The organism is Ramlibacter tataouinensis, from assembly GCF_027941915.1.
GTDB classification, from domain to species: domain Bacteria; phylum Pseudomonadota; class Gammaproteobacteria; order Burkholderiales; family Burkholderiaceae_C; genus Ramlibacter; species Ramlibacter tataouinensis_C.
Genome location: NZ_CP116009.1, coordinates 672,266 through 695,070 on the forward strand (window position 1 = coordinate 672,266; position 22,805 = coordinate 695,070).

The following is a 22,805-nucleotide window of genomic DNA, read 5'->3' on the forward strand; positions in this document are numbered from 1 at the left end:
GGCGTCAGCGCACCCGCAGGCGGGCCTGGCCGATCTGCAGGTCGGGCCAGCGCGGCTCGACCCAGCGGGCGCCGCCGCCTTCGATGGCCTGCGTCCACTCGGACAGCGGCAGGTCCTTGCCGACCAGGTCGCCCTGGCGCCGCCAGCCGGCCGGCTCGAAACCGTACGCGACGGCACGGGCCCCTCTTGCGTCGCGCGCCCACAGCAAGACCGCCTGCGCCGGGGCATCGCCGCGGGCCGGGATCCACCACAGGACGCATTGGGCGGGGGTGGCGGCACAGGATTTCTCAACCCAGTCGGCCTGCTCGCGCGCGAGCCATTGCAGCAGGGCCGGATCGACGCGAGCGCCCTGGGGCAGCACCCGCACCTGCTCGCGCCAGGCGGCCTGCGCGGCGGCGGCATCGGTTCGGGGCGGCTGGTTGCCGGCGGCGCGGGCCAGGGCAGCCGATGCGCCCTGGCGCACCTCGGCGACGCCGCCGGCGGCCAGCTTCTGCAAGGCCTCGTGCCCGTAGCGGCCACCCTCGCGCGCGAGAAACCGGAAGTCGAAGTCGGCCGCTGCGATCACCCCCGACTCCAGCCGCGCCAGCTGGCTGCGCACCGACAGCTTGCGCACATCCGCCAGCGGGCTGAGCAGGACGACCAGGCCGGCGGCCAGCACGATGGCGGCGGCAACGTTGGTCGGACCCACCGTGGTCATCCAGCGGCCGCGTGACCTCAGCGAGGCGGCGTAGCCGAACGCATAGACCAGGGTCATGGCCGCCACCAGCGCCGCCCAGACCCGGTCGGGCGACCAGCCATGCTGCTGCACGCGCAGCCACAGCGCCCAGCATCCCAGCACGGCCAGCACCGGCAGCGCCAGCCAGGCCCAGGGAACCAGGCGGGGCAGCGGCGGCGGAAGGCCCGGCGCGGTGCGGCCGTCCTGCCACGCGGCGTTGAGGAACAGCACCGCCAGCGACGCGAACCAGAACAGGATGGCGGCGGCACTGCGGGTGGCGAACAGCTGCGCCATGCCCATCACGGCGACCCCCAGGACGGCCACCAGCGCCAGGGCCAGTGCGAGCGGCAGGAACCAGGTGTTGAGCGACAGCCAGGCGCGGCGCAGCGCCACCAGCGCGGAAGCGCGCCGCAGGGCCGCGGCCAGGCTGACGGCGAAGATCGCCGCAGTGACGATCGTCAGGGTGGCCGGTTCGGCCAGCAGGTCCCAGAGCCAGTGGATGCCGATGGCCCGCAGCAGCCACGCCGCCGCCCACAGGAGGGTCCAGAAGATCCCGGTCAGCGCGGCTGCCAGCGGCACCACCAGCGCATTGCGCCAGGCGACCTCGAACAGGCGGGCATAGACGAAGCGCCGCGTGGCCGGATCGAAGCCGGCGACCAGGGCCACCGCCACGTGGACGAGGACGGTGGTGGCCAGCCATTCGGCGAACCTCGGCACGTTGCCTGCGCCCGGGGCGACCGTGGCGCCCGCGTGCGCGCCCAGCAAGCCGACCAGCAGCCCCACGGCCAGCGCCGCGGCGCCCCGCCGGAGGCCGGACAGGAACCCTCCTTCGCCCAGCCACCAGGCGAGCGGCGCCGCCACCACGAACTGCAGCAACGCCTGGTGCAGGGCCGGCTCGTTGGCACCCCAGCCCGCGGCGGAGACATGGAGCGCCCGCAGCGCCACGCCCTGCACCGAGCCCAGCACCAGCGCGGCCAGCAGGCTGTTGCCTGGATCCTGGACCGCGGAGCCGCGGCCTTCCGGCGATTCGCGCGAACCTTGATGTTGCATGCCTGCCCCTCCTCCTCGATTGCTTATCCGAGCGCCCGCCTCTGGCAGCGCCTGCCCGCACAATCATGCACCCGCATGCACGCCCGCCACTTCCTCCAGCTCCTGCTGCTGTCCGCCGTCTGGGGGGCGTCCTTTCCCCTGATCCGCATCGCTGCACCCGCCTTCGGCCCCTGGCCGATGGCGTGCCTGCGCTGCGCGCTGGCCGCGGTGGTGCTGGCGCTGCTGATGCGGGTGATGGGGCTGCGCTGGCCCGATCGCGCGCACTGGCGCGCGCTCGCGGTGCTGAGCACGCTGACGGTGGCGGCCCCCTTCGTGCTGTTCAACTGGGCCGGGCTGGTGATCCCGGCCGGCTACTCGGCCCTGCTCAATGCGACGGCGCCGCTGTTCGGCGTGGTGGCCGGCGCGGCCTTCGGCGACGAGCGCCTGACCGGGCGCAAGCTGGCCGGCTGCGCCGTGGGCCTGGGGGGCGTCGCGCTGCTGGTGCAACTGGGGCCGGTGCAGGTCGACCTGCCCGTGCTGCTGGCGGTGCTGGCCTGCGTGGCGGCTTCGGCCAGCTATGGCTTCGGCGCGATCCTGATGAAGCGGGCGAGCCTGCTGCACGACCCGCTGCCCGCGTCGGCCGCGGTCCACGTCGCCGGCGCGCTGCTGTTGCTGCTGCCGGCCGGCGCGGCAGCCCCCAATGTGCGCATCACGCCCGGCGCCGTCGCGGCGCTGGCGGTGCTCGGCATCTTCACGTCCGGCTTCATGTACTGGATCAGCATGCGGCTGATGCGCGAGATCCCGGCCAGCGCCGCGACCTCGTCGGCCTTCATGATCCCGATGTTCGGCGTGTCCTGGGGCGCCCTGTTCCTGGGCGAGCCGGTCACCGCCGGCATGCTGCCGGGCGTGGCCCTGGTGCTGCTGGCGTGCGCGCTGGTGACGGGCTTCAACCCTTTCGGCCGGGCCCGGGCCGGCCGAACAGCCTGACACCGAAAGTTCCACCGGCCAGCTGCGGAAGAGCCCGCATTACGACTTCGGTTCCTAGAATGGCCGGACAATGTCCAAACCCGACCGGCCCGATCCCGAACCCGACAGGACGCCCGCCGCCGCGCGGCGTGGGCGGCTCGAGAGCGCCACCCTCGACGCCGCCGAAATGGCGGCCCAGCAGCGCCTGCACGAGTTCGCCGACCTCACGCCCGGCATGCTGTGGGTCGCCGGGCCCGACGGCGCCTGCACCTTCGTCTCGCGCGGCTGGGTCGAATTCACCGGCCAGTCCCAGCGGGACGCCCTGGGCTTCGGCTGGCTGGAGAAGGTCCACCCCGACGATCGCAGCCGCGCCGACGCCGCGTTCCGCCAGGCCAACGAGCGCCAGGCCGCGATCGCCCTGGAGCACCGGATGTGCCGGGCCGACGGCGCCTGGCGCTGGGTGATCGACGCCGGCCGGCCGCGCTGGGGCCCGCACGGCGAGTTCCTCGGCTTCGTCGGCTCGGTCACGGACATCCACGACCGCCGCACGGCCGAGGATGCCCTGCGCGACAGCGAAGAGCGCTACCGGGCCTTCGTGGCCAACAGCAGCGAAGGCATCTGGCGCATGGAGTTCCAGCCCCCGGTGGACACCCGGCTGCCGGTGGACGAGCAGGTCGAGGCCTTCCTGCGCAGCGGCCGCTTCGCCGAGTGCAACGAGGCGTTCGTGCGGATGTACGGGCTGGACTCGCCGGACCAGGTGATCGGCCACGGCCTGGAGCTGATGATGGATCCGGCCGGGCCGCAGGTGCGCGAGTACGTGCGGTCGCTGGTGCAGACCGGCTACCGGGCCGGCGAAGTCGAATCGCAGGAGCGCGGCCGCGACGGCCGACCGCTCTGGTTCGCCAACAACCTGTCGGGCGTGATCGAGAACGGCCTGCTGCTGCGCGCCTGGGGCACCCAGCGCGACATCACCCTGCGCAAGCAGGCCGAAGCGGCGCTGGTCGAAGCCGACCGGCGCAAGGACGAGTTCCTCGCGACGCTGGCGCACGAGCTGCGCAACCCGCTGGCGCCGATCCGCGCCTCGGCCGAGCTGCTGCGCATGAGCGGGCAGCACGACGAGCGGCTGGCCCGCCATGCCGAGGTCATCGGCCGCCAGGTGGCGCACCTGGCCCGGATGATCGACGACCTGATGGACGCCAGCCGCATCAGCCGCGGCAAGCTGGAACTGCGGCTGGCCCCGGTGGTGCTGCAGGACGTGGTGCGCTCGGCGCTGGAGAACGTGAAGACCGAGCTGCAGGCCGGCCGCCATCCGCTCCAGTTGTCCCTGCCCGACGAGCCGGTGCGCATGGTCGGCGACGAGGTCCGGCTGGTCCAGGTGGTGCAGAACCTGCTGACCAACGCGACCCGCTATTCCGCCGCCGAGCGGCCCATCGCGGTCAGCCTGGAGACCGAGGACGGGCATGCGGTGCTGCGGGTGCGCGACCAGGGCATCGGCATCGCGGCCGACCAGATTCCGCGCCTGTTCGAGCTGTTCTACCAGGGCGGCAGCGAGTCGGACCGGGCCACCGGCGGGCTCGGCATCGGGCTGCCCCTGGTGCAACTGCTGGCCGGGCTGCACCATGGCTCGGTCGAGGTCTACAGCCCGGGGCTGGGCCAGGGCAGCGAGTTCCTGGTGCGGCTGCCCCTGCCGGCCGGGCCGGTCGAGGCCCCGGACCGCTCCGGCGGGCAGCGGCTGGCCGCGGCGCCGCGGCGGCGCGTGCTGGTGGTGGACGACAACCGCGATGCGGCCGACATGCTGGCCGAGGTGCTGCGCGTGCTGGGCGAGGAGGTCTGCACCGCCTACGACGGGGTCGAGGGCCTGGCCCGGGCCGAGGCCTGGCGCCCGGAGGTCGTGATCCTGGACCTGGGCATGCCGCGGCTGGACGGCTACGGCGCCTGCCGCGCCCTGCGCGCCAGCGAATGGGGCCGCGACATGGTGGTGCTGGCGCTGTCCGGCTGGGGCCAGCCGGCCGACCTGGAGCGCGGCGCCGCGGCGGGCTTCGACGGCCACCTGGTCAAGCCGGTGGCGCCCGACATCCTGGTGCGCAAGATCGAGGAGCTGATGGCGGCGCGGCACCCGGCCTGATCCGCGCGGAGAGCCGATCGGCTTCGACGGCGATCGCGCGTTCCCGTTCAGCGCAAGGCGGCCGCCTCGCGCGCCAGGCGCGTGATGCGCTCCCAGTCGCCGGCCTTCACCGCGTCGGCCGGCGTCAGCCAGGAGCCGCCGACGCAAGCAACGTTGGGCAGCGCCAGGAACTCGGGCGCGTTCGCCGCCGTGATGCCGCCGGTGGGGCAGAACCGGATGTCATGGAACGGCCCGGCCAGCGCCTTGAGCATGGCCACGCCGCCGGCCGGCACCGCCGGGAAGAACTTCAGCTCGGTGAAGCCGCCTTCCTGCGCCTGCAGGATCTCGCTGCCGGTGGACACCCCGGGCAGCAGCGGCAGGCCCAGCTCGCCGCAGGCCTGGCCGATCGCCGGCGTGTAGCCGGGGCTGACGGCAAAGCGCGCACCGGCCGCCGCCGCGGCACGCGCATCGGCCGCGCTGCGGACCGTGCCGGCGCCCGGCACCGCGGCCGGCACTTCGGCCGCGATCGCCTCGATGCAGGCCAGCGCCGCCGGCGTGCGCAGCGTCACTTCCAGCATGCGGATCCCGCCGCCGACCAGCGCGCGCGCCAGCGGCACCGCCTGCGCGACGTCGTCCAGCACGATCACCGGGATCACCGCGGCGTCGCGCATCACGTCCAGCGGCGTCAGCAGCCCGGCCGGTTTCACAGCCATGTGCAGGCCCCCTGTTCCGCCTCGGTGGCGTTGCGCCGCATCGAGGCGAACAGCTCGCGGCCCAGGCGCGCGCCGTTGGCCGCCTGCTGCGCCTCGGTGATCTTCGCCGGCTCGCGCCGGATCCACTCCTCGTGCGGCACCAGCGCCTGCAGCCGCCCCTGGTCGGCATCGAGGCGGACGATGTCGCCGTCGCGCAGCAGCGCCAGCGGACCGCCGGCCGCCGCCTCCGGCGAGACGTGGATGGCCGCCGGCACCTTGCCGGAAGCACCGCTCATGCGGCCGTCGGTGACCAGGGCGACGCGCAGGCCCTTGCCCTGCAGCACCGCCAGAGTGGGCGTGAGCTTGTGCAGCTCCGGCATGCCGTTGGCCTGCGGCCCCTGCCAGCGCACCACGCACACCAGCCCGTTGCTGCCGTTGGCGCGGCAGCCCTGCTCCAGCTCGCCGGACTGGAAGGCCGCCTGCAGCGCCTCCTGGGTGTCGAAGATGCGCGCCGGCGCCTCGATCACATGGCGGTCGGCCGGCACCGCCGACACCTTGATCACGCTGCGGCCGAGGTTGCCGGTCAGCAGCTTGCAGCCGCCGGTGGCGCTGAACGGATCGGCCGCCGGGCGCAGGATGGCGGGGTCGCGGGTCTCGCCGATGTCGCGCCAGGCCAGCGCGCCGCCTTCGGCTGCCGGCGCGCGCGTGTAGGCGCGCAGGCCCTCCTCGCGCACCGCCAGCACGTCCTCGTGCATCAGCCCGGCGTCCAGCAGTTCGCGGATCACGAAGCCCGGGCCGCCGGCGGCCTGGAAGCCGTTCACGTCGGCCTGGCCGTTCGGATAGACGCGTGCCAGCAGCGGCACCACCGAGGACAGGTCGGAGAAATCGTCCCAGTCGATCCGGATGCCGGCGGCGCGCGCCACCGCCACCCAGTGGATCAGGTGGTTGGTGGAGCCGCCGGTGGCGAGCAGCGCGGCCATGGCGTTGACGATGCAGCGCTCGTCCACCTGCCGGCCGATCGGCAGGAAGCGGCGCCCGCGCACGTTGCCCAGCACGGTGCGCACCGCCTCGCGCGTCAGCGCCTCGCGCAGGCCGTCGCCGGGGTGGACGAAGGCGGCGCCCGGCACGTGCAGCCCCATCGCCTCCATCAGCATCTGGTTGCTGTTGGCGGTGCCGTAGAAGGTGCAGGTGCCCGGCGAGTGGTAGGCCTTCATCTCCGATTCCAGCAGCGCCTCGCGCCCGACCAGGCCTTGCGCCGCCTGTTCGCGCACCTGCGCCTTCTCCGAATTGGACAGGCCGCTGGCCATCGGTCCGCCGGGCACGAACACCGTGGGCAGGTGGCCGAAGTGCAGCGCGCCGATCAGCAGGCCGGGCACGATCTTGTCGCAGATGCCGAGCATCAGCGCGGCGTCGAACACGTCGTGGCTGAGCGACACCGCGGTGGCCATGGCGATCACGTCGCGCGAGAACAGCGACAGCTCCATGCCCGGCGTGCCCTGGGTGACGCCGTCGCACATCGCCGGCACGCCACCGGCGACCTGGCAGGTGGCGCCGTGCCGGCGCGCCTCGTCCTTGATCAGCTCGGGGTAGCGCGCGTACGGCGCGTGCGAGGAGATCACGTCGTTGTAGGCGGTGACGATGCCGATGTTCGGCAGGCGCTGCACCACCACCTTGCGCTTGTCGTCGGCGGGCAGCGCGGCAATCGCGTGGGCCACGTTGGCGCAGCCCAGCCGGTCGCTGCCGCGCTCGCGCGCCGCCATCTCGTCCACCTGGCGCAGGTAGGCATCCCGGGTGGGCGCGCTGCGTTCGCGGATGCGGTCGGTGACCCGGGCCACCACGGAGTTCATTTGCATGGGGATACGGGAAGCTGGGGAGAGGGAGCGGACCATCCTACCCGCAAGCCATGCCCCGGCAGGCGGGGCGGTGACGATGCCGTTACGAATGCCGCCCGTGCCCGCGCTACAGTGGCGCCCCATGAGCCTGCTGCCCGACCCGGTGCGCGATCCAGCCCCGATGCTGGCGCAGGTGCTGGCCGACTGGGGCGGCCGCGAGGACCTGTGGATCTTCGGCTACGGCTCGCTGATCTGGAACCCCGAGTTCGACTTCGCCGAGCGGCGCCCGGCGCGCGTGCTGGGCTGGCACCGCGCGCTGAAGATGTGGAGCCGGGTCAACCGCGGCACGCCGGAGAACCCCGGCCTGGTGTTCGGCCTGCTGCGCGGCGGCAGTTGCCAGGGCGTGGTGTTCCGCATCCCGCGCGACACCGGCCCGGCCGTCATGACCGAGCTGTGGGCGCGCGAGATGCCCACCGGCGTCTACGACCCGCGCTGGCTGGCCTGCCGCACGCCCGATGGCGTGGTCAGCGCGCTGGCGTTCACGCTGTCGAAGAAGAGCCCCAACCACACCGGCGAGTTGACCGAAGAGCAGTACCGCCGCATCTTCAGCATCGCCAGCGGCCGCTACGGCACCACCCTCGACTACGCCGCCCGCACCCTGGAAGAACTGCGCCGCCACAACATCCGCGACCGCCACCTGGAGCGGCTGCTGAAGCTGATCGAATAGCGCCGCCATTCCGCGGGCGCATTGCTCTGGATCCTCCGCCTGCGCGGAGGATGACGCCCAGGAATTGGGGTCAGATACGAATTTCCGACCCGCTTGGGACCAAGAATTGGGGTCAGGTACGAATTTCGGGCCCGCTTGATGGCCCACAAGCCGGGGGCTGGCGTGCTGCGGCACCATGGCGGCCGATGCAGACCTCTTCCCCGCCCGGCCATCCGCCGGACATCGTGGCGCTCTACCCGGCGCTGGCCAACGTCCTCTCCGGGCAAGGGCTGCCCGCGGGCGCGGCGCTGCTCACCGTGCCGGCCGGCACGACGATGTTCAACGAGCAGGAACCCTGCAAGGGTTTTCCGCTGGTGCTGCAGGGTGAGGTGCGCGTGGCCCGCCGCTCGGGCGACGGCCGCGAGATGGAGCTGTACCGCGTCGGCCCCGGCGAGCTGTGCCTTGTCTCCAGCACCTGCCTGTTCCGTTCGCAGCCGCTGATGGCGCACGGCGTGGCGACGCGGCCAACCACCGTGCTGCTGGTCGAGGCGCCGACCTTCCGCCGGTGGCTGGACGAGCCGGTGTTCCGCGACAGCGTGCTGGGCCTGTTCGCCCAGCGCATGGCCGACCTCACGGCGCTGGTCGACGCGATCGCGTTCCACAAGCTCGATCGCCGGCTCGCGGCCGCCCTGCTCGGCCACGGCCAGGAACTCGCGGTGACGCACCAGGCGCTGGCCGACCGGCTGGGCACCGTGCGCGAGATCGTCACCCGCCTGCTGCGCCGCTTCGAGCGCGAAGGCTGGATCGAAGGCGCGCGCGAACGCATCCGCATCCTCGACAGCGCGGCGCTGCGCCGGCAGGCGCAGGGTTTGTAACCCAGGTCACCGACGGGCAGCCGCGCCGGCGTTCCAATACGCCATCGGCAACACGAAGAGGAGTTCGACCATGAAGACCAACCTGGGCGGCCTGGACCGCGGCCTTCGCATCGCCGCCGGCGGGGTGCTGATCGCCCTGGCCGCGACCGGCACCGTGGGCTGGTGGGGCTGGCTGGGCGTCGTTCCGCTGGCCACCGGCCTGCTGGGCTGGTGCCTGCCCTACCAGTTGCTGGGCATCAACACCTGCCCGATGCACCGCAAGAGCTGAAGGAGCGGCCATGCATCCCTATCCGCACCGCTACAGCGTCCATGCCGGGGGCGGCACCGAAGGCCCGGTCCGGCTCGGGTCGGCCGGACTGCCGGCGCTGGAGAGCACCCCGCCGCCGCAATTCGACGGCCCGCCCGGCTACTGGTCGCCCGAGACGCTGCTGCTGGCGGCGGCGGCCGACTGCTACCTGCTGTCGTTCCGCGCCGTCGCCCGCGCGTCGAAGCTCGCGTGGGATGACCTGCAGCTCGATGTGGAAGGCGTGCTCGACCGCGTCGACGGCGTCACCCGGTTCACCGAACTGCGCTTCGAGCCCGTCCTGCGCATCCCCGGCCCCGAGCAGGAGCACCTGGCGCAGACCGTGCTGGAGAAGGCCAAGAAGGTCTGCCTGATCACCAACTCGCTGAATGCGACCAGCGAGCTGAAGGCGACGGTGGTGGTGGGGCGCTGACGCCGGCCGCCCCGCGTCCCGAGGGGACCGCCAGCGGCCACGGCTTCACGGGCAAAGCACCTGCTGGCCCACGGCCCGCCAGGGCCTGCCGTCCTGGCGGTGGAAGTTGCCGCTGCCGTCCACCCGGGGTACCGGTTGCCGGCCGTGTCCCAGCATCCGGCACTGTCGCAGTGGGTGAGCATTGGTGGCTCGCCCGAGGCATTGCGGGCGGCCGCCTCGGCCTGCTCTCGCACGTCGCCTCGGCAGTGGCGGCGCCGGCCTGGGCGGCGGCCGAACCGGAACCCATCCGCGTGAAGACCCATCGGCAGCCCGCTGGAGCGCGCCGCTCGCCCTGTCCATCGAACGGCCGCCTTCCCGCGGACATGCCGGCCCGTCCGGCAGCCGCGCCGGGATCTTGCTAACCTGCCAGCCATGAACCGACGGCACCTGCTGCAAGTGCTGGGCTTGCCCGTCCTGCCCGCGCTGGCGCAGCCCGCCCCCGCCCCGCTCACCAAACCCATCCCCTCGTCCGGCGAGCCGCTGCCCGTCGTCGGACTGGGCACCTGGATCACCTTCAACGTCGGCAAGGACCCGCAGGGCCGCCAGCAGTGCATGGAAGTGATGCGCGCCTTCTTTGCCGCCGGCGGACGGTTGATCGACTCCTCGCCCATGTACGGTTCGTCGCAGCCGGTGGTCGGCGACGGCCTGCAGGCGCTGGGCCGGCCGCAGGCGCTGTTCGCCGCCGACAAGGTCTGGACCGCCTCCGACGGGGCCGCGCAGGTCGAGCAGTCGCGCCAGCTCTGGCGCGTGCCGCGCTTCGACCTGCTGCAGGTGCACAACCTGCTGGCCTGGGAGGAGCAGCTGCCGCTGCTGCAGGCGATGAAGAAGGAAGGCCGGGTGCGCTACGTCGGCATCACCACCTCGGAAGGGCGCCGGCACCGCGAGTTCGAACAGGTCATGCGCCGCCACCCACTCGACTTCGTGCAGCTGACCTACAACCCGGTCGACCGCGAGGCCGAGCAGCGCCTGCTGCCGCTGGCGCGCGAGCGCGGCATCGCGGTGCTGGCCAACCGGCCGTTCCAGCAAGGCAGCCTGACCCGGCGGCTGCAGCGCCAGCCCCTGCCCGCGTTCGCCGCGGAGATCGGCTGCCGCAGCTGGGCCCAGCTGATCCTCAAGCACATCGTGTCGCACCCGGCGATCACCTGCGCCATCCCGGCCACCAGCCGCGTGGACCATGTGCGCGAGAACCTGGCTGCGGCCGCCGGCCCCTTGCCCGACGAAGCGCTGCGCCGGCGCATCGAGGCGCACATCGGCAACCTCTGAGCCATGTCCGAGTGGTGGAGCTACCGGCCTTCGGACTTCCTGATGTTCTCGGCCGCCACCTGGGGCCGCCTGCTGGAGGCGCACAACCGCCAGGCCTGGCCGCTGCAATGGGCGCTGCTCGCGAGCGGCCTGCTCCTGCTCTGGCGGACCGCGCAGCATCCCCGCGGCACGGCCCGCTGGGCCGGCCTCGTGCTGGCCGCCGCGTGGGCCTGGGTGGCCCTGTCCTTCCATTGGCAGCGCTTCGCCGACGTCAACACCGCCGGGCCCTGGCTCGCCGGCGCGTGGGCGCTGCAGGCCGCGTTGCTGCTGGTGCTGGGCACCCGTGGCGACCCGGCGCCGGTGCCGGCCTGGCAGGCCGGCATCGGAGGGGGCAGCGCGTTGGCCGCGCTGGTCGCCTATCCGCTGGCCGCGCCGCTGACCGGCCGCGGCTGGGCCCAGGCCGAAGTCGCGGGACTGATGCCCGAGCCGACGGCGCTGTTCACCGCCGGGCTGCTGCTGGCCCTGCCCCTGCGGCACCGCGCCGTGCTGATGGTCGTTCCGCTGCTGTCGCTCGCGCTCGGCTGGACCACGGCCTGGCTGCTGTGGACCGGTTGAGCACCACGGCCCGCGGGGCGGCGGCTACAGTGGCCCGGCGCCGGCAACAGGATGAAAGGACGACATGGCCGACAGCTTGTGGTGGGTGCTGAGCACCGCGCTGATCCTCGTCGGGCTCGCCGGCATCGTGCTGCCGGCGCTGCCGGGCACGCTGTTCGTGCTGGCCGGCATCGTGCTGGGCGCCTGGATCGACGACTTCACCCGCGTCGGCTGGTTCGCCGTCAGCGCCGTCACCGTGCTGGCGATCCTCGCCTGGCTGCTGGACTACGTCGCGGCGCTGCTCGGCGCGCGGCGCGCCGGCGCCAGCCGCAAGGCCCTGGTCGGCGCGGCGCTGGGCACGGTGGCCGGCATCTTCATGGGCATCGTCGGCGTGCTGTTCATGCCGCTGGTGGGCGCGTTCGTCGGCGAGTACTGGGACCGCCGCGACCACGGCCGCGCCATGCACGTCGGCATCGCCACCTGGCTGGGCCTGCTGGCCGGCATGCTGGGCAAATTCGTGCTCGCCTTCGTGATGATCGGGATCTACGTCGTGGCCCTGCTGGTGTGATGCGCCGCCGGCCCGCTCACGCAACGGCCGGCCTCATGGGCCGGCCCGCTGTCGCGGCGCAACCGGCGATGGCGCGACGGGTCTGCCTGGCCCTGATCGCCGGCGGCATCATCGGGCTGAAGCTCGTGTCGGGCCACTGACCGCGGCGGGCCGGGTTCCGCGGCAGCGCGGCGTGAACGCCGAACCCGACATCAGGCCTGGACGACCACCTCGAAGCCGCCGTAGATCATCCGCTTGCCGTCGAACGGCATCGGGTTGGTCTCCGGCTGCACGCGCGGATCGGCCATGACCCGCTTCATGCCTTCGTCACGCGCCGCGCGCGAGGGCCAGGTGATCCAGGAAAAGACGACGGTCTCGTCGTCCTTGCGCTGGACCGCCATCGGAAACGAGGTGAGCTGGCCCTCCGGCACGTCGTCGCCCCAGCATTCGACGACCGACAGGGCGCCGTGCTCCTTGAACACGGCGGCCGCATCCTGCGCGTGGCGCACGAAGCGCTCGCGGTTGGCCGTCGGCACGGCGATCACGAATCCATCCACATAGCTCATGCGAGATCTCCTTGGAAAGCGTGCGGCCGGTTGCCGGGCCGCACAGGCACGACGGGCGGGGCGGACCATTTTCGACCTCCCGCCTGTAACCGTGCGTCATGCCTGCCCGGCCGTCAGAGCAGGCGCGGCACGGCCTGGGCCAGGAAGTCGTACACCGCCCGGATGCGGGCGTTGCCGCGCACCTCGCGGTGCACCGCCAGCCAGACCGGCAGCGGCGGGATCTTGAGCATGGGCAGCAGGGGCAGCACCGCCGGATCGGTCCGGGCCACGAAGTCGGGAACGAAGCCGATGCCCAGCCCGGCGCGCACCGCCTGCCAGTACGCCACCAGGTCGTCGGTGCGCAGCAGGAACTGCTCGCGTTCGACCGGAATGCCCGCCGCCGCGAAGCCCTTGAGGATGTCCTCGCCGCGGTCGCTGCCGACCAGTTCGTGCGCCGGCAGGTCGGCCGGTTCGCGCGGCGTCCCGCGCCGGCGCAGGTAGTCGCGGTGCGCGTAGATGCCCAGGGCCACCTTGCCGATGCGCCGCGCGACCAGCGACGACTGCTCGGGCGCCACCATCCGCAGCGCGATGTCGGCTTCGCGCCGCAGCAGGTTGGCGACCGCATTGCTGGCGACCAGCTCCACCTGGATGTCGGGCAGCGCGGCCCGCAATTGCGTCAGCACCGGGGGCAGCACGAAGCAGGCCACCGGCTGGCTGGCGGTGATGCGGACCGTGCCCGCCAGCCCGGACTGCGCGCCGCTGGCGCTGCGCCCCAGCGCCAGCGCCGCGGCCTCCATGGCCCGCGCCGGCTCGGCCAGCTTCAGCGCCATGGCGGTGGGCAGCAGGCCGCGGCCGGTGCGCTCGAACAGCGACACCCCGAGCTGGGCCTCCAGCTCGGCGATGTGGCGGCCGATCGTCGGCTGGCTGGCCTGCAGCGCGCGGGCCGCGCCGAGCAGGCTGCCGTGCTCCAGGGCGGCGAGGAACGAGCGGGCCAGGCTCCAGTCGAAATCGGTCTTCATTTCTGAATAGCTGCTATGAACTGTTAGGCAATTGTCGAACAGCCGGGGGCTTTCCACAATCGGGTCCATCGATGCCGAAGCGCATTGCCAGAACCTGAAGGAGCCTCATGAACACGCCTGAACAGACCGTCCTGATCCTGGGCGCCACCGGCCGCTTCGGCGCCGCCGCCACCCGTGCCTTCGCCGCCGCCGGCTGGCGGGTGCTGGCCCAGCGCCGCCAGCCGCGCGCCGGTGCCAGCGCCGCAGCGAACGTGCACTGGCTCGATGCCGACCTGTCGGACCCGGCGGCGCTGGCAGCGCGCGCCGCCGGCGCGCAGGTCGTGGTGCACGCCATGAACCCGGCCGCCTACACCGACGCGGCCTGGCGCGCGGAAACCGCCGGCATGATGCGGGCCGCCATCGACATCGGCACGCGGCTCGGCGCGTTGCTGCTGTTCCCGGGCAACGTCTACAACTTCGGCGCCGGCATGCCGGCGCTGCTGCAGGAAGGCACGCCGCAGCGGCCGACCACCGTCAAGGGCCAGCTGCGGGTCGAACTGGAAGCGTTGCTGGCGCAGGCGCATGCGGCCACGGGGCTGCGCAGCGTGGTGATCCGCGCCGGCGACTTCTTCGGCAGCGGCCACGGCAGCCTGCTGGACCTGGTGCTCGCCAAGGACCTGCGGCGCGGCCGCGTGGGGCTGCCGGGCGCCCGGGACGTGGCCACGGCCTGGGCCTACCTGCCCGACCTGGCGCGCACCTTCGAGCGCGTGGCCCAGCAGCATGCGCGCCTGGAAGGCGCTCAGGTGTTCCATTTCAGCGGCCATGCGCTCAACGGCCAGGACTGGTGCGAGGCGCTGGCCGCGATCGCACGCGAGGCCGGCTGGCTGCGTCCCGGCAAGGAGCTGAAGGTCGCCCCGCTACCCTGGGGCCTGATCCGCGCGGGCGGCCTGCTGCTGCCCAGCTGGGCTTCGCTGGCGCAGATGCGCTACCTGTGGACCACGCCGCACCGGCTGGCCAACGACCGGCTGACGGCACTGATCGGCCCGGAGCCGCACACCCCGCTGCCGCAGGCGGCGCGCCAGGCGCTGAAGGATCTGGGTTGGCTGGCGGACGCGACGCCGCCGAAGCCGGCGTTCGCCCACTGAGGCCTGCGCCGCGTCGCTGCCGCGGGGAAGCCCGCCGGCAGCGACGCAGCGCGGCGTGTCAGGACTTGCCGGCCCCCATCGTCTTCTCGCTCTTGCCCTTGGTGGCGAGTTGGGCCTCGGCCTTGGCCTTGTCGTAGCTGGCGCGGGCGTCCTTCTTGCACGACTCGATGGCCGCGCCCTTCTGGTCCTCGCACTTTTCCTTGGCGACCTCGTAGCTGCCTTCGGCCTTCATCAGCCGGACATGCTCGTCGGCCTTCGGTCCGGGCTTGTTCTGCGCGTCGAGCTCGGCCTTGGCGATCTTCTCCTTGGACTTGGCCTCGGCCTGGCAGATGTCCTGGGCGTTGTCCTTCAGGGGCTCGCAGGCCTTCTTGTCGGACTTGGCCTGGGCTTCGATCTTGTCCTTGGCCGCCTTGTAGGCGTCCTTGCTCATGCCGTCGGCGGCGAAGGCGCTGCCGGCGAAGGCGCCAGCCAGCGCCACGGTGAGGGTGAGGAGGTGTGTCCGCATGGTGATTTCCTTTCTGCAGGAAATCTTGCGGCTTCGCACCGCCGCCGGCATGGCGCTGCGGCGCCACGGTCTGTCGGCGCTGTTTGACAGTTGCGGTCGGATGGCGCCGGACAGGCTCGGCCGTGGACGGCCCGGGGCCGGCCCGGCGCCGAGCCGGATGCTCCGCAACGCCGCCGAGGGGCGAGCAGGCGTTCCGAGCCTGCGCCCTGCGCTACGGCTGCACCCGGATCACCGTGCGGCCCTTGATCCGGCCGCCGGCCACGGCGTCGATCATCTGCGGCAGGTCCTCGAACGGATGGACCTGGGCAATGTTCGCCAGGTGCCGGGGCCGCAGGTCGCTGCCCAGGCGCTGCCACAGGTGGTCGCGCAGGGCGCGGTCGTTGTCGGAGTTCACGCCGATCAGGCGCACGCCACGCAGGATGAAGGGCATCACGGTGGTGGTGAACTCCACCCCCAGCGCATTGCCGATGCTGGCGATCACGCCGTCACGCTGCATGGTGCGGGTCAGGCCGGCCAGCGCCTCGCCGCCGAGCGAGTCGACGGCGCCCTGCCAGGTGGCGCTCTCCAGCGGCTTGGTGCCCGCCGGCAGCGTGGCCGCATCCACCACCTCGGCGGCGCCCAGGCCGGTGAGGTAGTCGCGCTCGGACAGCTTGCGGGTGGCGGCCACCACGTGGAAGCCGCGCCGGGCCAGCAGGTCGATCGCCACGCTGGCCACGCCGCCGGAGGCGCCGTTGACCAGCACCTTGCCCTTGTCCGGCGCCAGGCCATTGAGCTCCATCAGTTCCACCGCCAGGGCCGCGGTGTAGCCGGCCACGCCAATGGTGATGGCCTCCAGCGTGTCCATGCCCGCGGGCAGCCGGTTGACCCAGTCGGCCGGGGCGCGCACGCGCTGCGAGTAGCCGCCGTGCTGCGAGACGCCGAAGCCGTGGCTGTGCACGATCACGGCGTCGCCCGGCTTGAACAGCGGCGAGCGCGAGGCGGTCACGGTGCCGGTGGCATCGATGCCGCCGATGCAGGGAAAGCGCCGGATCACCGGCATCCGGCCGGTGGCCGCCAGTGCATCCTTGTAGTTGATGCTGGCGTACGCCACCTGCACGTCGACTTCGCCGGCGTCGAGCTGCGATTCGTCCATCTCGACGAAGGCGGCGGACACGCGGTCCTGCTTGGTGACCAGGTAGGCCTTGAACTTGTCCATGGGGCGCTCTCCTTTGCAGCTCGGGCAATCACCCGATGCTACACAGCGCGCCGATCACACCGGCAACTGCTGCAGCAGCCACAACACCGCGGTCAGGGTGAAGAACGACGCCACCGTGGTGCCCAGTTGCGCCGCCGCGGCCATGCCGTCGTGGCCGTGCTTCTGCGCCAGGATCGGGTAGATGCCCAGCATAGGCACGGCCGCCATCACCACCACGGCCACCTGCAGCTCGCGCTGCATCGGCGGCAGCAGCCACACCAGCGCGAGCACCGCGAGCGGATGCAGCAGCAGCTTGCCGATGGCCACCGCCGACACGTCACGAGCCATCCCCCGCGCCGGGATGCCGACCAGCGAGCCGCCGATCACCATCAGCGAGATCGCCGCCGTCGACACGGCGAACAGGTTCACCGCCCGCGCGAGCGGCTCCGGCAGCCGCCAGCCGAGCAGCGAGAACAGGAAGCCGAAGGCGATGCCGTGGATCATCGGGTTGCGCGCGATGCCGCGCAGGGACTGCCACAGTGCCGCCCGCAGCCGCTGCCCGCGCGTGCTGCCGGGCGGCGCATCGCCCAGGTCGCTGTCGGCGATGGCCAGTGCCAGCGGCAGCAGCAGCAGGTTCTCCACCACCATCGCCAGCGCCAGCCCGACACCGGCCGTGGACGCGCCGAACAGCTGCATGACCAGCGGAAAGCCGATGAAGCCGCTGTTCGGGCAGGACATGCCCATGCCCGCCGTCGCGGCGGCCGAGAGGCTCTTGCCCGCCCTGCGCGCCCACAGGATGCCGGCGCCCATCGCCACCAGCCCGCCGGCGGTGTAGGCCAGCACGAACACCGGCTCCAGCACCTCGCCCACGCTGCGCGAGGACAGCGCGTTGAACAGCAGCGCCGGCAGCGCCAGGTTGATCACGTACTTGCCGAACACGCGCATGTCGGCGCGCGCGAACAGCCCGGCGCGGGTGGCGACGTAGCCCACCGCCATCACCAGGTAGATCGGCAGCGTGATGGCGAGGACGGAGCCCACTTCAGCGACTAAGGCTTCTTTCGGGCGGCGATCAGGCGGTCGGCGTAGGCCTGCCAGGGAGCACCCTTGTCCAGGCCCTGGAACACGCCGGCAGCGGCGTGGTCGGCCACCCACTGCTGCTTGTCGGCGATGGCCGCGGCCATCAGCGGCGGGAAGCCCGCCTCCTTCACCGTGTTGGCCGATTCGCGCATCTCCTCGGCGCGGCGCTTGCCGTGCTGCACCACGCGGCTGAAGAAGTAGGCGCCCTGGGTCGGCCAGTCGATGCCGGGGAAGGTCTCGGCCAGCGTCGGCAGCACATGGTCCTCCACGCCGTACTGGCGGGCGGTGGCGTAGCTCTCGATCACCAGCGCCTCCAGGCCCTTGATCATCACGCTGCGGCACATCTTGATGGCGCTGGCGACACCGAGCCGGTCGGACACGGGCTTGGCGTCCATGCCCCAGCCGGTCAGGAGCTGCGCCAGTTCCGCCGCCTTGGCGCCGCCCAGCAGCATCGGCACGCGGATGCCGTAAGGCGGCACCGAGGTCATCACGCCGGCCTCGACATAGTGCGCGCCGCGCGCGTCCACCAGCGCCGCCGCCTGCTGCTTGGTGCCGGGCGAGGCCGAGTTCAGGTCCAGGAACACGGTGCCCGGCCGCAGGAACGGCGCGGCCTCCTGCGCGACGGCCAGCGTGTTCGAGGCGGTCACGGCGGAGATCACCAGGTCGCTGGCCTCGCACAGCGCCTGCATGGAGGCCTGCGCGACGATGCCGGCCCGGCTTGCCAGCGCGAGTTCGCCCTCGCGCGTGGCAGGCTGTGCGAATTTCAGGTCCCAGGCGCTGGCCTGGGTGACGCCGGCTTGTTCCTTCAGGCCGGCCGCGAAGATCTTGCCGACCTCGCCCCAGCCGACCAGGCCGATGCGTGGCAATTGCATGTCAGTCCTCCTATTGGCGTGGAATGCCCGCGCGCGCGATCACCCCGGACCAGCGGCGGATGTCGGAGGCCAGGTGCTCGCCCAGTTGCGCCGGCGTGCCGCCCTGCGCCTCCATGTTCAGGTTGGCCAGCTTCTGGCGCAGCTCGGGGCGCGCCAGCGCGGCGTTGATCGCGCGGTTCAGGCGGTCGATGCGCTCGGGCGGCGTCTGCGCCGGCGCAGCCAGTCCGTTCCAGGACCGCAGGCTGAAATCGGCCAGCGGGCCGCCGGCCTCGCGCGCGGCCGGCACCTGCGGCAGCAGCGCGGTGCGCCGCTCGCCCAGCACCGCCAGCGGCCGCAGCGCGCCGCCGCGGATCTGTCCCAGCAGCGGGCCGGCGATGTCGATGGCGGCGTCGAGCTGGCCGCCACGCAGCGCGTTGACCACCGGCGGCGTGCCGTTGAAGGGCACCACCTGGGCGGCGATGCCGGCGGCGGACTTGAACAGCTCCGCCGCCAGGTTCTGGGTGGTGCCGACCTGCGGCGTGCCGAGGTTGAGCTTGCCGGGGTTGGCGCGCGCCCAGGCCAGCAGGTCCGGCAGCGAGCGGAAGCGCCCGCCTTCCGCGGCCACCAGCACCAGGTCGAACGCCGCCAGCTGCGATACCGGCGCGAAGTCGCGCAGGGTGTCGAAGGGCAGCGACTGGAACAGGGCCGCGCTGACCGCCGTACCGCTCGACACCAGCAGCAGCGTGTGGCCATCGGGCTCGGCACGCGCCACCTGCTCGCCGGCGACCACGCCGCCGGCGCCCGGCCTGTTGTCGATCACGACCGGCTGGCCGAGGTCGGCGGCGATCGCCTGTCCCACGGCGCGCGCCGTCAGGTCGGCGGCGCCGCCGGCGCCATTGGGCACGACGATGCGGATCGGGCGCGACGGAAAGGCCGGCTGCGCCAGCGCCGCCAGCGGAGCGGCGGCGACCAGCGCGCAGGATCGGAACAGGAAGACGCGGCGGTCGGACATCGGCGCGCAGCTTACCGCGCCACGCCCAGCAACCGGTCGAGCAGCGCGTCGTCGTGCAGCAGCTCGCTTGCGCTGCCGCCGTGCACCACGGTGCCGCGGTCGAGCACCACGGCGCGGTCCGAGATCGCCAGGATCGCCTGCGGGTGCTGCTCCACGATGATGGCCGACAGGCCCTCGTCGCGGGTGATGCGGCGGATCGCGCGCAGCAGCTCGTCGACGATGATCGGCGCCAGGCCCTCCAGCGGCTCGTCCAGCAGCAGCACGCGCGGGTTGACGACCAGCGCGCGGCCCACGGCCAGCATCTGCTGCTCGCCGCCCGACAGCTGCGTGCCCAGGTTGCCCTTGCGCTCGGCCAGCCGCGGGAACATCGCGTACACCGCATCGGGCGTCCAGCGGCCCGGCCGCGCCACGGCGGTCAGGTTCTCGTCCACCGTGAGCGACTTGAAGATGTTGCGCTCCTGCGGCACCCAGCCGATGCCGGCGCCGGCCCGCTGGTGCGCGGGCAGCTTGTGCAGGGCCGCGCCGGCCAGCTCGATGCTGCCGGCGTGCCGGCGCGTGACGCCGGCCAGGGTGTTGATCAGCGTGGTCTTGCCGGTGCCGTTGCGGCCCAGCAGGGCCAGCGTGGCGCCCTCCTCCAGCGAGAACGACACGCCTTGCAGCACCACGGCTTCGCCGTAGCCGGCCGACAGGCCTTCGACCTTCAGCAGATCAGCCATGGGCCGCCTCCGCGTGGCGCTGCGCCTCGCCGCTGCCCAGGTAGACCTCGCGCACCCGGTCGTCGGCCGCGATCTCCTCGGGCGTGCCCTCGGTCAGCACGGTGCCGTTGACCAGCACCGTCATGCGCTTGGCGAAACTGAAGACCAGGTCCATGTCGTGTTCGATCAGCAGCACCGACACGTCGGCCGGCAGGGCGGCGACGGTCTGCAGGATTTCCTCGCGCTCGCCGGCCGGCACGCCCGCCACCGGCTCGTCCAGCAGCAGCACGCGCGGCTCGCAGGCCAGCGCGATCGCGATCTCCAGCAGGCGGCGCTTGCCGTAGGCCAGGTGCTCGGTGCGCTGCTCCATCACCTCGGACAGGCGGAACTGCTCCAGCAGCTGCTCGCAGCGCGCGGCCACGCCGCTGTCGCGGCCCAGCGCCTGCCAGAAGCGGGCGCCCAGGCCGCGCTGCTGCGACACCACCATGGCCAGCGTCTGCAGCGGCGTCATGGAGCCGAACAGCTGGTTGATCTGGAAGGTGCGCACCATGCCGCGGCGCACCCGCTGGTGCGGCGGCAGGCGGCTGATGTCCTGGCCTTCCAGCGCGATGCGGCCCTCGGTGGGATCCAGCACGCCGGTCAGCAGGTTGATCAGGGTGGTCTTGCCGGCCCCGTTGGGGCCGATCAGGGCGTGGCGGGCGCCGCGCTGCAGGTCGAGCGTGACGTTGTTGGTGGCCGTGATGCCGCCGAACCGCTTCACCAGCCCTTGCGCGGACAGGACGATATCGCTCATGCCGCCCTCCCGCGCCGCCGCCAGGTCCAGGGCTTGAACAGGCGGTCGCGGCCGACCAGCACCAGCACCACCAGGAACAGGCCCAGCCAGAAGGTCCAGTACTGCGGCGTGATGGCCGACAGGAAGTCCTGCATCAGCTTGAAGACGATGGCACCCAGCACGCCGCCGTACAGCCAGCCGGTGCCGCCCACCACCAGGATCAGCAGCACGTCGGCCGAGCGGTGGAACTCGAATACGTCGAGCGAGGCGAAGCCGGTGGTCTGCGCCAGCAGCGCGCCGGCCGCGCCGGCCAGCGCGGCGGCCACGGTGTAGACCAACGCGATGCGCGAGCCGACCGGGATGCCGACGGCCATCGCGCGCAGCCGGTTGTCGCGGATCGCCTCCAGCGTCGCGCCGAAGGGCGAGCGCACGAAGCGGCGCACGAACAGAAAGCACAGCAGCAGCACGGCCAGCGAGTACCAGGCCGCCGTGCGGCCCATCAGGTCGAACTCGAACTGCCCCAGCACCGGGCCCATGACCACGCCCTGCAGGCCGTCGGCGCCGCCGGTCAGCCAGTCGAGCTTGTTGGCCAGCTCCAGCAGGATCAGCGCCGTGCCCAGGGTCACCATCAGCCGCGTGAGGTCGCTGCCGCGCTGCACCGTGAGGCTGGCCACCGCGCCCAGCACGGCGGCGGCGGCGATGCCGACGGCCAGGCCGACCAGCGGATCGGGCATCACGTGCTTGGCGAACAGCGCCGCGCTGTAGGCGCCGAAGCCGAAGAAGGCCGCGTGGCCGAGCGAGACGATGCCGGTGTAGCCCAGCACCAGGTCCAGCGAGATGGCGAACAGCGCCACGATCGCGATTTCGTTGACGATGGCCGAGTACTGCGACAGCAGCAGCGGCGAGGCGAAGGCCGCCAGCCACAGCAGCGGCTCCCAGGCGCGCCAGCGGGCGGCGCGCAGCAGCGCGGCCTGCGCGCGATCGCCGGAGACGGACAGCGGCGCGCCGGTGACGGCAGTGCCTTCGGACGGTCGGACGGCGCTCATGCCTTGGCCCCCCGCGAGAACAGGCCCTGCGGCCGCCAGATCAGGATGGCGATCATCAGCGTGTAGACGATGAAGGCGCCCAGCTTGGGGATGTAGTACTTGCCGGCCACGTCGGCGATGCCCAGCAGCAGGGCCGCCAGCAGCGGGCCGGTGATCGAGGAGGTGCCGCCCACGGCCACCACGATCAGGAAATAGATCATGAACTTGAGCGGGAAGGTCGGGTCCAGCCCCAGCACCTCGGCGCCCAGCGCGCCGCCCAGGCCGGCCAGGCCGCTGCCGAAGGCGAAGGTGGTGAGGAACACGACGTTGACGTTGATGCCCATGCCGGCGGCCACGCGCTGGTCGTCCACCGCCGCGCGCAGGCGGCTGCCGAAGCGGGTGCGCGACAGCACGTACTGCAGTGCGATGGTCAGCGCGGCGCAGACGGCGATGATGAACAGGCGGTAGTGGCCCATGCCCAGGGTCCAGGCGCCGCTGCCGATCTCGGTGCGGCCGCGCAGCCATTGCGGCAGCTGGATCAGCTGCTGGGTCGAGCCCACGAAGAAGTCGACCGCCGCCACCGCCATGAAGGTCAGGCCGATGGAGAACAGCACCTGGTCCAGGTGCGGCTTGTGGTACAGCGGCCGGTACAGGGTGCGCTCCAGCACCGCGCCGAGCAGCGCCGGCACGACGAAGGCGATCGGCAGGCACACCAGGAAGGGCACGTCGGCGCGCTGCATCAGCAGCACCGTCACGTAGCCGCCGGCCATGGCGAAGGCGCCGTGGGCCAGGTTGATGAAGTTCATCAAGCCCATGGTCACGGCCAGGCCCAGGGCCAGGATGAACAGCAGCATGCCGTAGGCGATGCCGTCGAAGAGGATGGTGAGCATCAGTTCCTTGCCATTGCGGGCCCGGACCGCAATCGATGGACCCGGGCGGCGTCCGATCC

Annotated in this window: 24 protein-coding genes; 10 read left to right on the forward strand and 14 right to left on the reverse strand. The window is 72.6% G+C overall.

Features of this window, described 5'->3' with window-relative positions; translation table 11 throughout:
* Window positions 1-4: 4 nt before the first annotated feature.
* Window positions 5-1,765, reverse strand: a complete 1,761-nt coding sequence (locus PE066_RS03040; RefSeq protein ID WP_271235089.1) for a DUF4153 domain-containing protein — start codon at window positions 1,763-1,765, stop codon at window positions 5-7.
* A gap of 75 nt (window positions 1,766-1,840) precedes the next feature.
* On the opposite strand from PE066_RS03040, the gene PE066_RS03045 reads away from it, so the two are divergent.
* Window positions 1,841-2,731 (forward strand): DMT family transporter, encoded by an 891-nt coding sequence (locus PE066_RS03045; protein ID WP_271235090.1) that lies wholly within the window; start codon window positions 1,841-1,843, stop codon window positions 2,729-2,731.
* Window positions 2,732-2,801: 70 nt separating this feature from the next.
* Entirely contained in the window at window positions 2,802-4,835 is a 2,034-nt protein-coding gene (locus PE066_RS03050; protein WP_271235091.1) for a PAS domain-containing hybrid sensor histidine kinase/response regulator, read from the forward strand.
* Window positions 4,836-4,882: 47 nt separating this feature from the next.
* Here the strand turns inward: PE066_RS03050 and eda are convergent, their stop codons facing one another.
* Both eda and edd read right to left on the reverse strand, forming a co-directional pair.
* The gene (gene eda, locus PE066_RS03055) at window positions 4,883-5,527 is read right to left on the reverse strand and encodes a bifunctional 4-hydroxy-2-oxoglutarate aldolase/2-dehydro-3-deoxy-phosphogluconate aldolase (RefSeq protein WP_271235092.1); all 645 of its coding nucleotides are present in this window, start codon (window positions 5,525-5,527) and stop codon (window positions 4,883-4,885) included.
* A complete protein-coding gene (gene edd / locus PE066_RS03060) occupies window positions 5,518-7,359 on the reverse strand; it encodes a phosphogluconate dehydratase (protein ID WP_271235093.1) in 1,842 nt (613 codons plus the stop codon). The genes eda and edd overlap by 10 nt, the downstream gene beginning before the upstream one ends.
* Window positions 7,360-7,480: 121 nt before the next feature.
* Between edd and PE066_RS03065 the strand changes: the two genes are divergently transcribed.
* From PE066_RS03065 to PE066_RS03095, 7 genes are all read left to right on the forward strand, one after another.
* Window positions 7,481-8,065 (forward strand): gamma-glutamylcyclotransferase, encoded by a 585-nt coding sequence (locus PE066_RS03065; protein WP_271235094.1) that lies wholly within the window; start codon window positions 7,481-7,483, stop codon window positions 8,063-8,065.
* Window positions 8,066-8,250: 185 nt separating this feature from the next.
* Window positions 8,251-8,919 carry a Crp/Fnr family transcriptional regulator gene (locus PE066_RS03070; RefSeq protein ID WP_271235095.1) on the forward strand — a complete coding sequence of 223 codons (669 nt, stop codon included), beginning with the start codon at window positions 8,251-8,253 and terminating at the stop codon, window positions 8,917-8,919.
* A 70-nt stretch (window positions 8,920-8,989) separates the two neighbouring features.
* The gene (locus PE066_RS03075) at window positions 8,990-9,187 is read left to right on the forward strand and encodes a YgaP family membrane protein (protein ID WP_271235096.1); all 198 of its coding nucleotides are present in this window, start codon (window positions 8,990-8,992) and stop codon (window positions 9,185-9,187) included.
* 10 nt (window positions 9,188-9,197) lie between these two features.
* The gene (locus PE066_RS03080; RefSeq protein ID WP_271235097.1) at window positions 9,198-9,635 is read left to right on the forward strand and encodes an OsmC family protein; all 438 of its coding nucleotides are present in this window, start codon (window positions 9,198-9,200) and stop codon (window positions 9,633-9,635) included.
* Between the two features lie 411 nt (window positions 9,636-10,046).
* Window positions 10,047-10,937, forward strand: a complete 891-nt coding sequence (locus tag PE066_RS03085; RefSeq protein ID WP_271235098.1) for an aldo/keto reductase — start codon at window positions 10,047-10,049, stop codon at window positions 10,935-10,937.
* Between the two features lie 3 nt (window positions 10,938-10,940).
* Window positions 10,941-11,531 (forward strand): DUF6064 family protein, encoded by a 591-nt coding sequence (locus tag PE066_RS03090; RefSeq protein WP_271235099.1) that lies wholly within the window; start codon window positions 10,941-10,943, stop codon window positions 11,529-11,531.
* A gap of 64 nt (window positions 11,532-11,595) precedes the next feature.
* The gene (locus PE066_RS03095; RefSeq protein ID WP_271235100.1) at window positions 11,596-12,078 is read left to right on the forward strand and encodes a DUF456 domain-containing protein; all 483 of its coding nucleotides are present in this window, start codon (window positions 11,596-11,598) and stop codon (window positions 12,076-12,078) included.
* Window positions 12,079-12,269: 191 nt separating this feature from the next.
* On the opposite strand, the gene PE066_RS03100 is transcribed toward PE066_RS03095, so the two are convergent.
* Together PE066_RS03100 and PE066_RS03105 are read right to left on the reverse strand one after the other, a co-directional pair.
* Window positions 12,270-12,623 carry a DUF1428 domain-containing protein gene (locus tag PE066_RS03100; RefSeq protein WP_271235101.1) on the reverse strand — a complete coding sequence of 118 codons (354 nt, stop codon included), beginning with the start codon at window positions 12,621-12,623 and terminating at the stop codon, window positions 12,270-12,272.
* Window positions 12,624-12,736: 113 nt separating this feature from the next.
* The gene (locus PE066_RS03105; RefSeq protein WP_271235102.1) at window positions 12,737-13,621 is read right to left on the reverse strand and encodes a LysR family transcriptional regulator; all 885 of its coding nucleotides are present in this window, start codon (window positions 13,619-13,621) and stop codon (window positions 12,737-12,739) included.
* Between the two features lie 107 nt (window positions 13,622-13,728).
* Between PE066_RS03105 and PE066_RS03110 the strand changes: the two genes are divergently transcribed.
* Window positions 13,729-14,745, forward strand: coding sequence for an NAD-dependent epimerase/dehydratase family protein (locus PE066_RS03110; protein WP_271235103.1), 1,017 nt, complete (start codon window positions 13,729-13,731; stop codon window positions 14,743-14,745).
* 58 nt (window positions 14,746-14,803) lie between these two features.
* Here PE066_RS03110 and PE066_RS03115 read toward each other — a convergent pair whose 3' ends face one another.
* The 9 genes from PE066_RS03115 to PE066_RS03155 form a co-directional block, all read right to left on the reverse strand.
* Window positions 14,804-15,250: a hypothetical protein gene (locus tag PE066_RS03115; protein ID WP_271235104.1), complete on the reverse strand. Its 447-nt coding sequence runs from the start codon at window positions 15,248-15,250 to the stop codon at window positions 14,804-14,806.
* A gap of 211 nt (window positions 15,251-15,461) precedes the next feature.
* A complete protein-coding gene (locus tag PE066_RS03120) occupies window positions 15,462-16,445 on the reverse strand; it encodes an acrylyl-CoA reductase family protein (RefSeq protein WP_271235105.1) in 984 nt (327 codons plus the stop codon).
* Between the two features lie 54 nt (window positions 16,446-16,499).
* On the reverse strand, window positions 16,500-17,462 hold the full coding sequence (locus PE066_RS03125; RefSeq protein WP_271235106.1) for an AEC family transporter: 963 nt from the start codon (window positions 17,460-17,462) through the stop codon (window positions 16,500-16,502).
* A gap of 8 nt (window positions 17,463-17,470) precedes the next feature.
* Window positions 17,471-18,373, reverse strand: a complete 903-nt coding sequence (locus tag PE066_RS03130; RefSeq protein WP_271235107.1) for an NAD(P)-dependent oxidoreductase — start codon at window positions 18,371-18,373, stop codon at window positions 17,471-17,473.
* Between the two features lie 10 nt (window positions 18,374-18,383).
* Window positions 18,384-19,364 carry a tripartite tricarboxylate transporter substrate binding protein gene (locus PE066_RS03135; protein WP_271235108.1) on the reverse strand — a complete coding sequence of 327 codons (981 nt, stop codon included), beginning with the start codon at window positions 19,362-19,364 and terminating at the stop codon, window positions 18,384-18,386.
* A gap of 11 nt (window positions 19,365-19,375) precedes the next feature.
* On the reverse strand, window positions 19,376-20,080 hold the full coding sequence (locus PE066_RS03140) for an ABC transporter ATP-binding protein (protein WP_271235109.1): 705 nt from the start codon (window positions 20,078-20,080) through the stop codon (window positions 19,376-19,378).
* The gene (locus PE066_RS03145; RefSeq protein ID WP_271235110.1) at window positions 20,073-20,852 is read right to left on the reverse strand and encodes an ABC transporter ATP-binding protein; all 780 of its coding nucleotides are present in this window, start codon (window positions 20,850-20,852) and stop codon (window positions 20,073-20,075) included. The genes PE066_RS03140 and PE066_RS03145 overlap by 8 nt, the downstream gene beginning before the upstream one ends.
* A complete protein-coding gene (locus PE066_RS03150) occupies window positions 20,849-21,877 on the reverse strand; it encodes a branched-chain amino acid ABC transporter permease (protein WP_271235111.1) in 1,029 nt (342 codons plus the stop codon). The genes PE066_RS03145 and PE066_RS03150 overlap by 4 nt, the downstream gene beginning before the upstream one ends.
* Window positions 21,874-22,746, reverse strand: coding sequence for a branched-chain amino acid ABC transporter permease (locus PE066_RS03155; RefSeq protein ID WP_271235112.1), 873 nt, complete (start codon window positions 22,744-22,746; stop codon window positions 21,874-21,876). Before PE066_RS03155 ends, PE066_RS03150 begins: the two co-directional genes overlap by 4 nt.
* Window positions 22,747-22,805: the final 59 nt, after the last annotated feature.

What these genes read in the sequence shown, in the direction of transcription:
- PE066_RS03040 (WP_271235089.1), bottom strand. Translation starts at nt 1,765, where the DNA reads ATGCAACATCAAGGTTCGCGCGAATCGCCGGAAGGCCGCGGCTCCGCG.
- PE066_RS03045 (WP_271235090.1), top strand. Translation starts at nt 1,841, where the DNA reads ATGCACGCCCGCCACTTCCTCCAGCTCCTGCTGCTGTCCGCCGTCTGG.
- PE066_RS03050 (WP_271235091.1), top strand. Translation starts at nt 2,802, where the DNA reads ATGTCCAAACCCGACCGGCCCGATCCCGAACCCGACAGGACGCCCGCC.
- eda (WP_271235092.1), bottom strand. Translation starts at nt 5,527, where the DNA reads ATGGCTGTGAAACCGGCCGGGCTGCTGACGCCGCTGGACGTGATGCGC.
- edd (WP_271235093.1), bottom strand. Translation starts at nt 7,359, where the DNA reads ATGCAAATGAACTCCGTGGTGGCCCGGGTCACCGACCGCATCCGCGAA.
- PE066_RS03065 (WP_271235094.1), top strand. Translation starts at nt 7,481, where the DNA reads ATGAGCCTGCTGCCCGACCCGGTGCGCGATCCAGCCCCGATGCTGGCG.
- PE066_RS03070 (WP_271235095.1), top strand. Translation starts at nt 8,251, where the DNA reads ATGCAGACCTCTTCCCCGCCCGGCCATCCGCCGGACATCGTGGCGCTC.
- PE066_RS03075 (WP_271235096.1), top strand. Translation starts at nt 8,990, where the DNA reads ATGAAGACCAACCTGGGCGGCCTGGACCGCGGCCTTCGCATCGCCGCC.
- PE066_RS03080 (WP_271235097.1), top strand. Translation starts at nt 9,198, where the DNA reads ATGCATCCCTATCCGCACCGCTACAGCGTCCATGCCGGGGGCGGCACC.
- PE066_RS03085 (WP_271235098.1), top strand. Translation starts at nt 10,047, where the DNA reads ATGAACCGACGGCACCTGCTGCAAGTGCTGGGCTTGCCCGTCCTGCCC.
- PE066_RS03090 (WP_271235099.1), top strand. Translation starts at nt 10,941, where the DNA reads ATGTCCGAGTGGTGGAGCTACCGGCCTTCGGACTTCCTGATGTTCTCG.
- PE066_RS03095 (WP_271235100.1), top strand. Translation starts at nt 11,596, where the DNA reads ATGGCCGACAGCTTGTGGTGGGTGCTGAGCACCGCGCTGATCCTCGTC.
- PE066_RS03100 (WP_271235101.1), bottom strand. Translation starts at nt 12,623, where the DNA reads ATGAGCTATGTGGATGGATTCGTGATCGCCGTGCCGACGGCCAACCGC.
- PE066_RS03105 (WP_271235102.1), bottom strand. Translation starts at nt 13,621, where the DNA reads ATGAAGACCGATTTCGACTGGAGCCTGGCCCGCTCGTTCCTCGCCGCC.
- PE066_RS03110 (WP_271235103.1), top strand. Translation starts at nt 13,729, where the DNA reads ATGAACACGCCTGAACAGACCGTCCTGATCCTGGGCGCCACCGGCCGC.
- PE066_RS03115 (WP_271235104.1), bottom strand. Translation starts at nt 15,250, where the DNA reads ATGCGGACACACCTCCTCACCCTCACCGTGGCGCTGGCTGGCGCCTTC.
- PE066_RS03120 (WP_271235105.1), bottom strand. Translation starts at nt 16,445, where the DNA reads ATGGACAAGTTCAAGGCCTACCTGGTCACCAAGCAGGACCGCGTGTCC.
- PE066_RS03130 (WP_271235107.1), bottom strand. Translation starts at nt 18,373, where the DNA reads ATGCAATTGCCACGCATCGGCCTGGTCGGCTGGGGCGAGGTCGGCAAG.
- PE066_RS03135 (WP_271235108.1), bottom strand. Translation starts at nt 19,364, where the DNA reads ATGTCCGACCGCCGCGTCTTCCTGTTCCGATCCTGCGCGCTGGTCGCC.
- PE066_RS03140 (WP_271235109.1), bottom strand. Translation starts at nt 20,080, where the DNA reads ATGGCTGATCTGCTGAAGGTCGAAGGCCTGTCGGCCGGCTACGGCGAA.
- PE066_RS03145 (WP_271235110.1), bottom strand. Translation starts at nt 20,852, where the DNA reads ATGAGCGATATCGTCCTGTCCGCGCAAGGGCTGGTGAAGCGGTTCGGC.
- PE066_RS03150 (WP_271235111.1), bottom strand. Translation starts at nt 21,877, where the DNA reads ATGAGCGCCGTCCGACCGTCCGAAGGCACTGCCGTCACCGGCGCGCCG.
- PE066_RS03155 (WP_271235112.1), bottom strand. Translation starts at nt 22,746, where the DNA reads ATGCTCACCATCCTCTTCGACGGCATCGCCTACGGCATGCTGCTGTTC.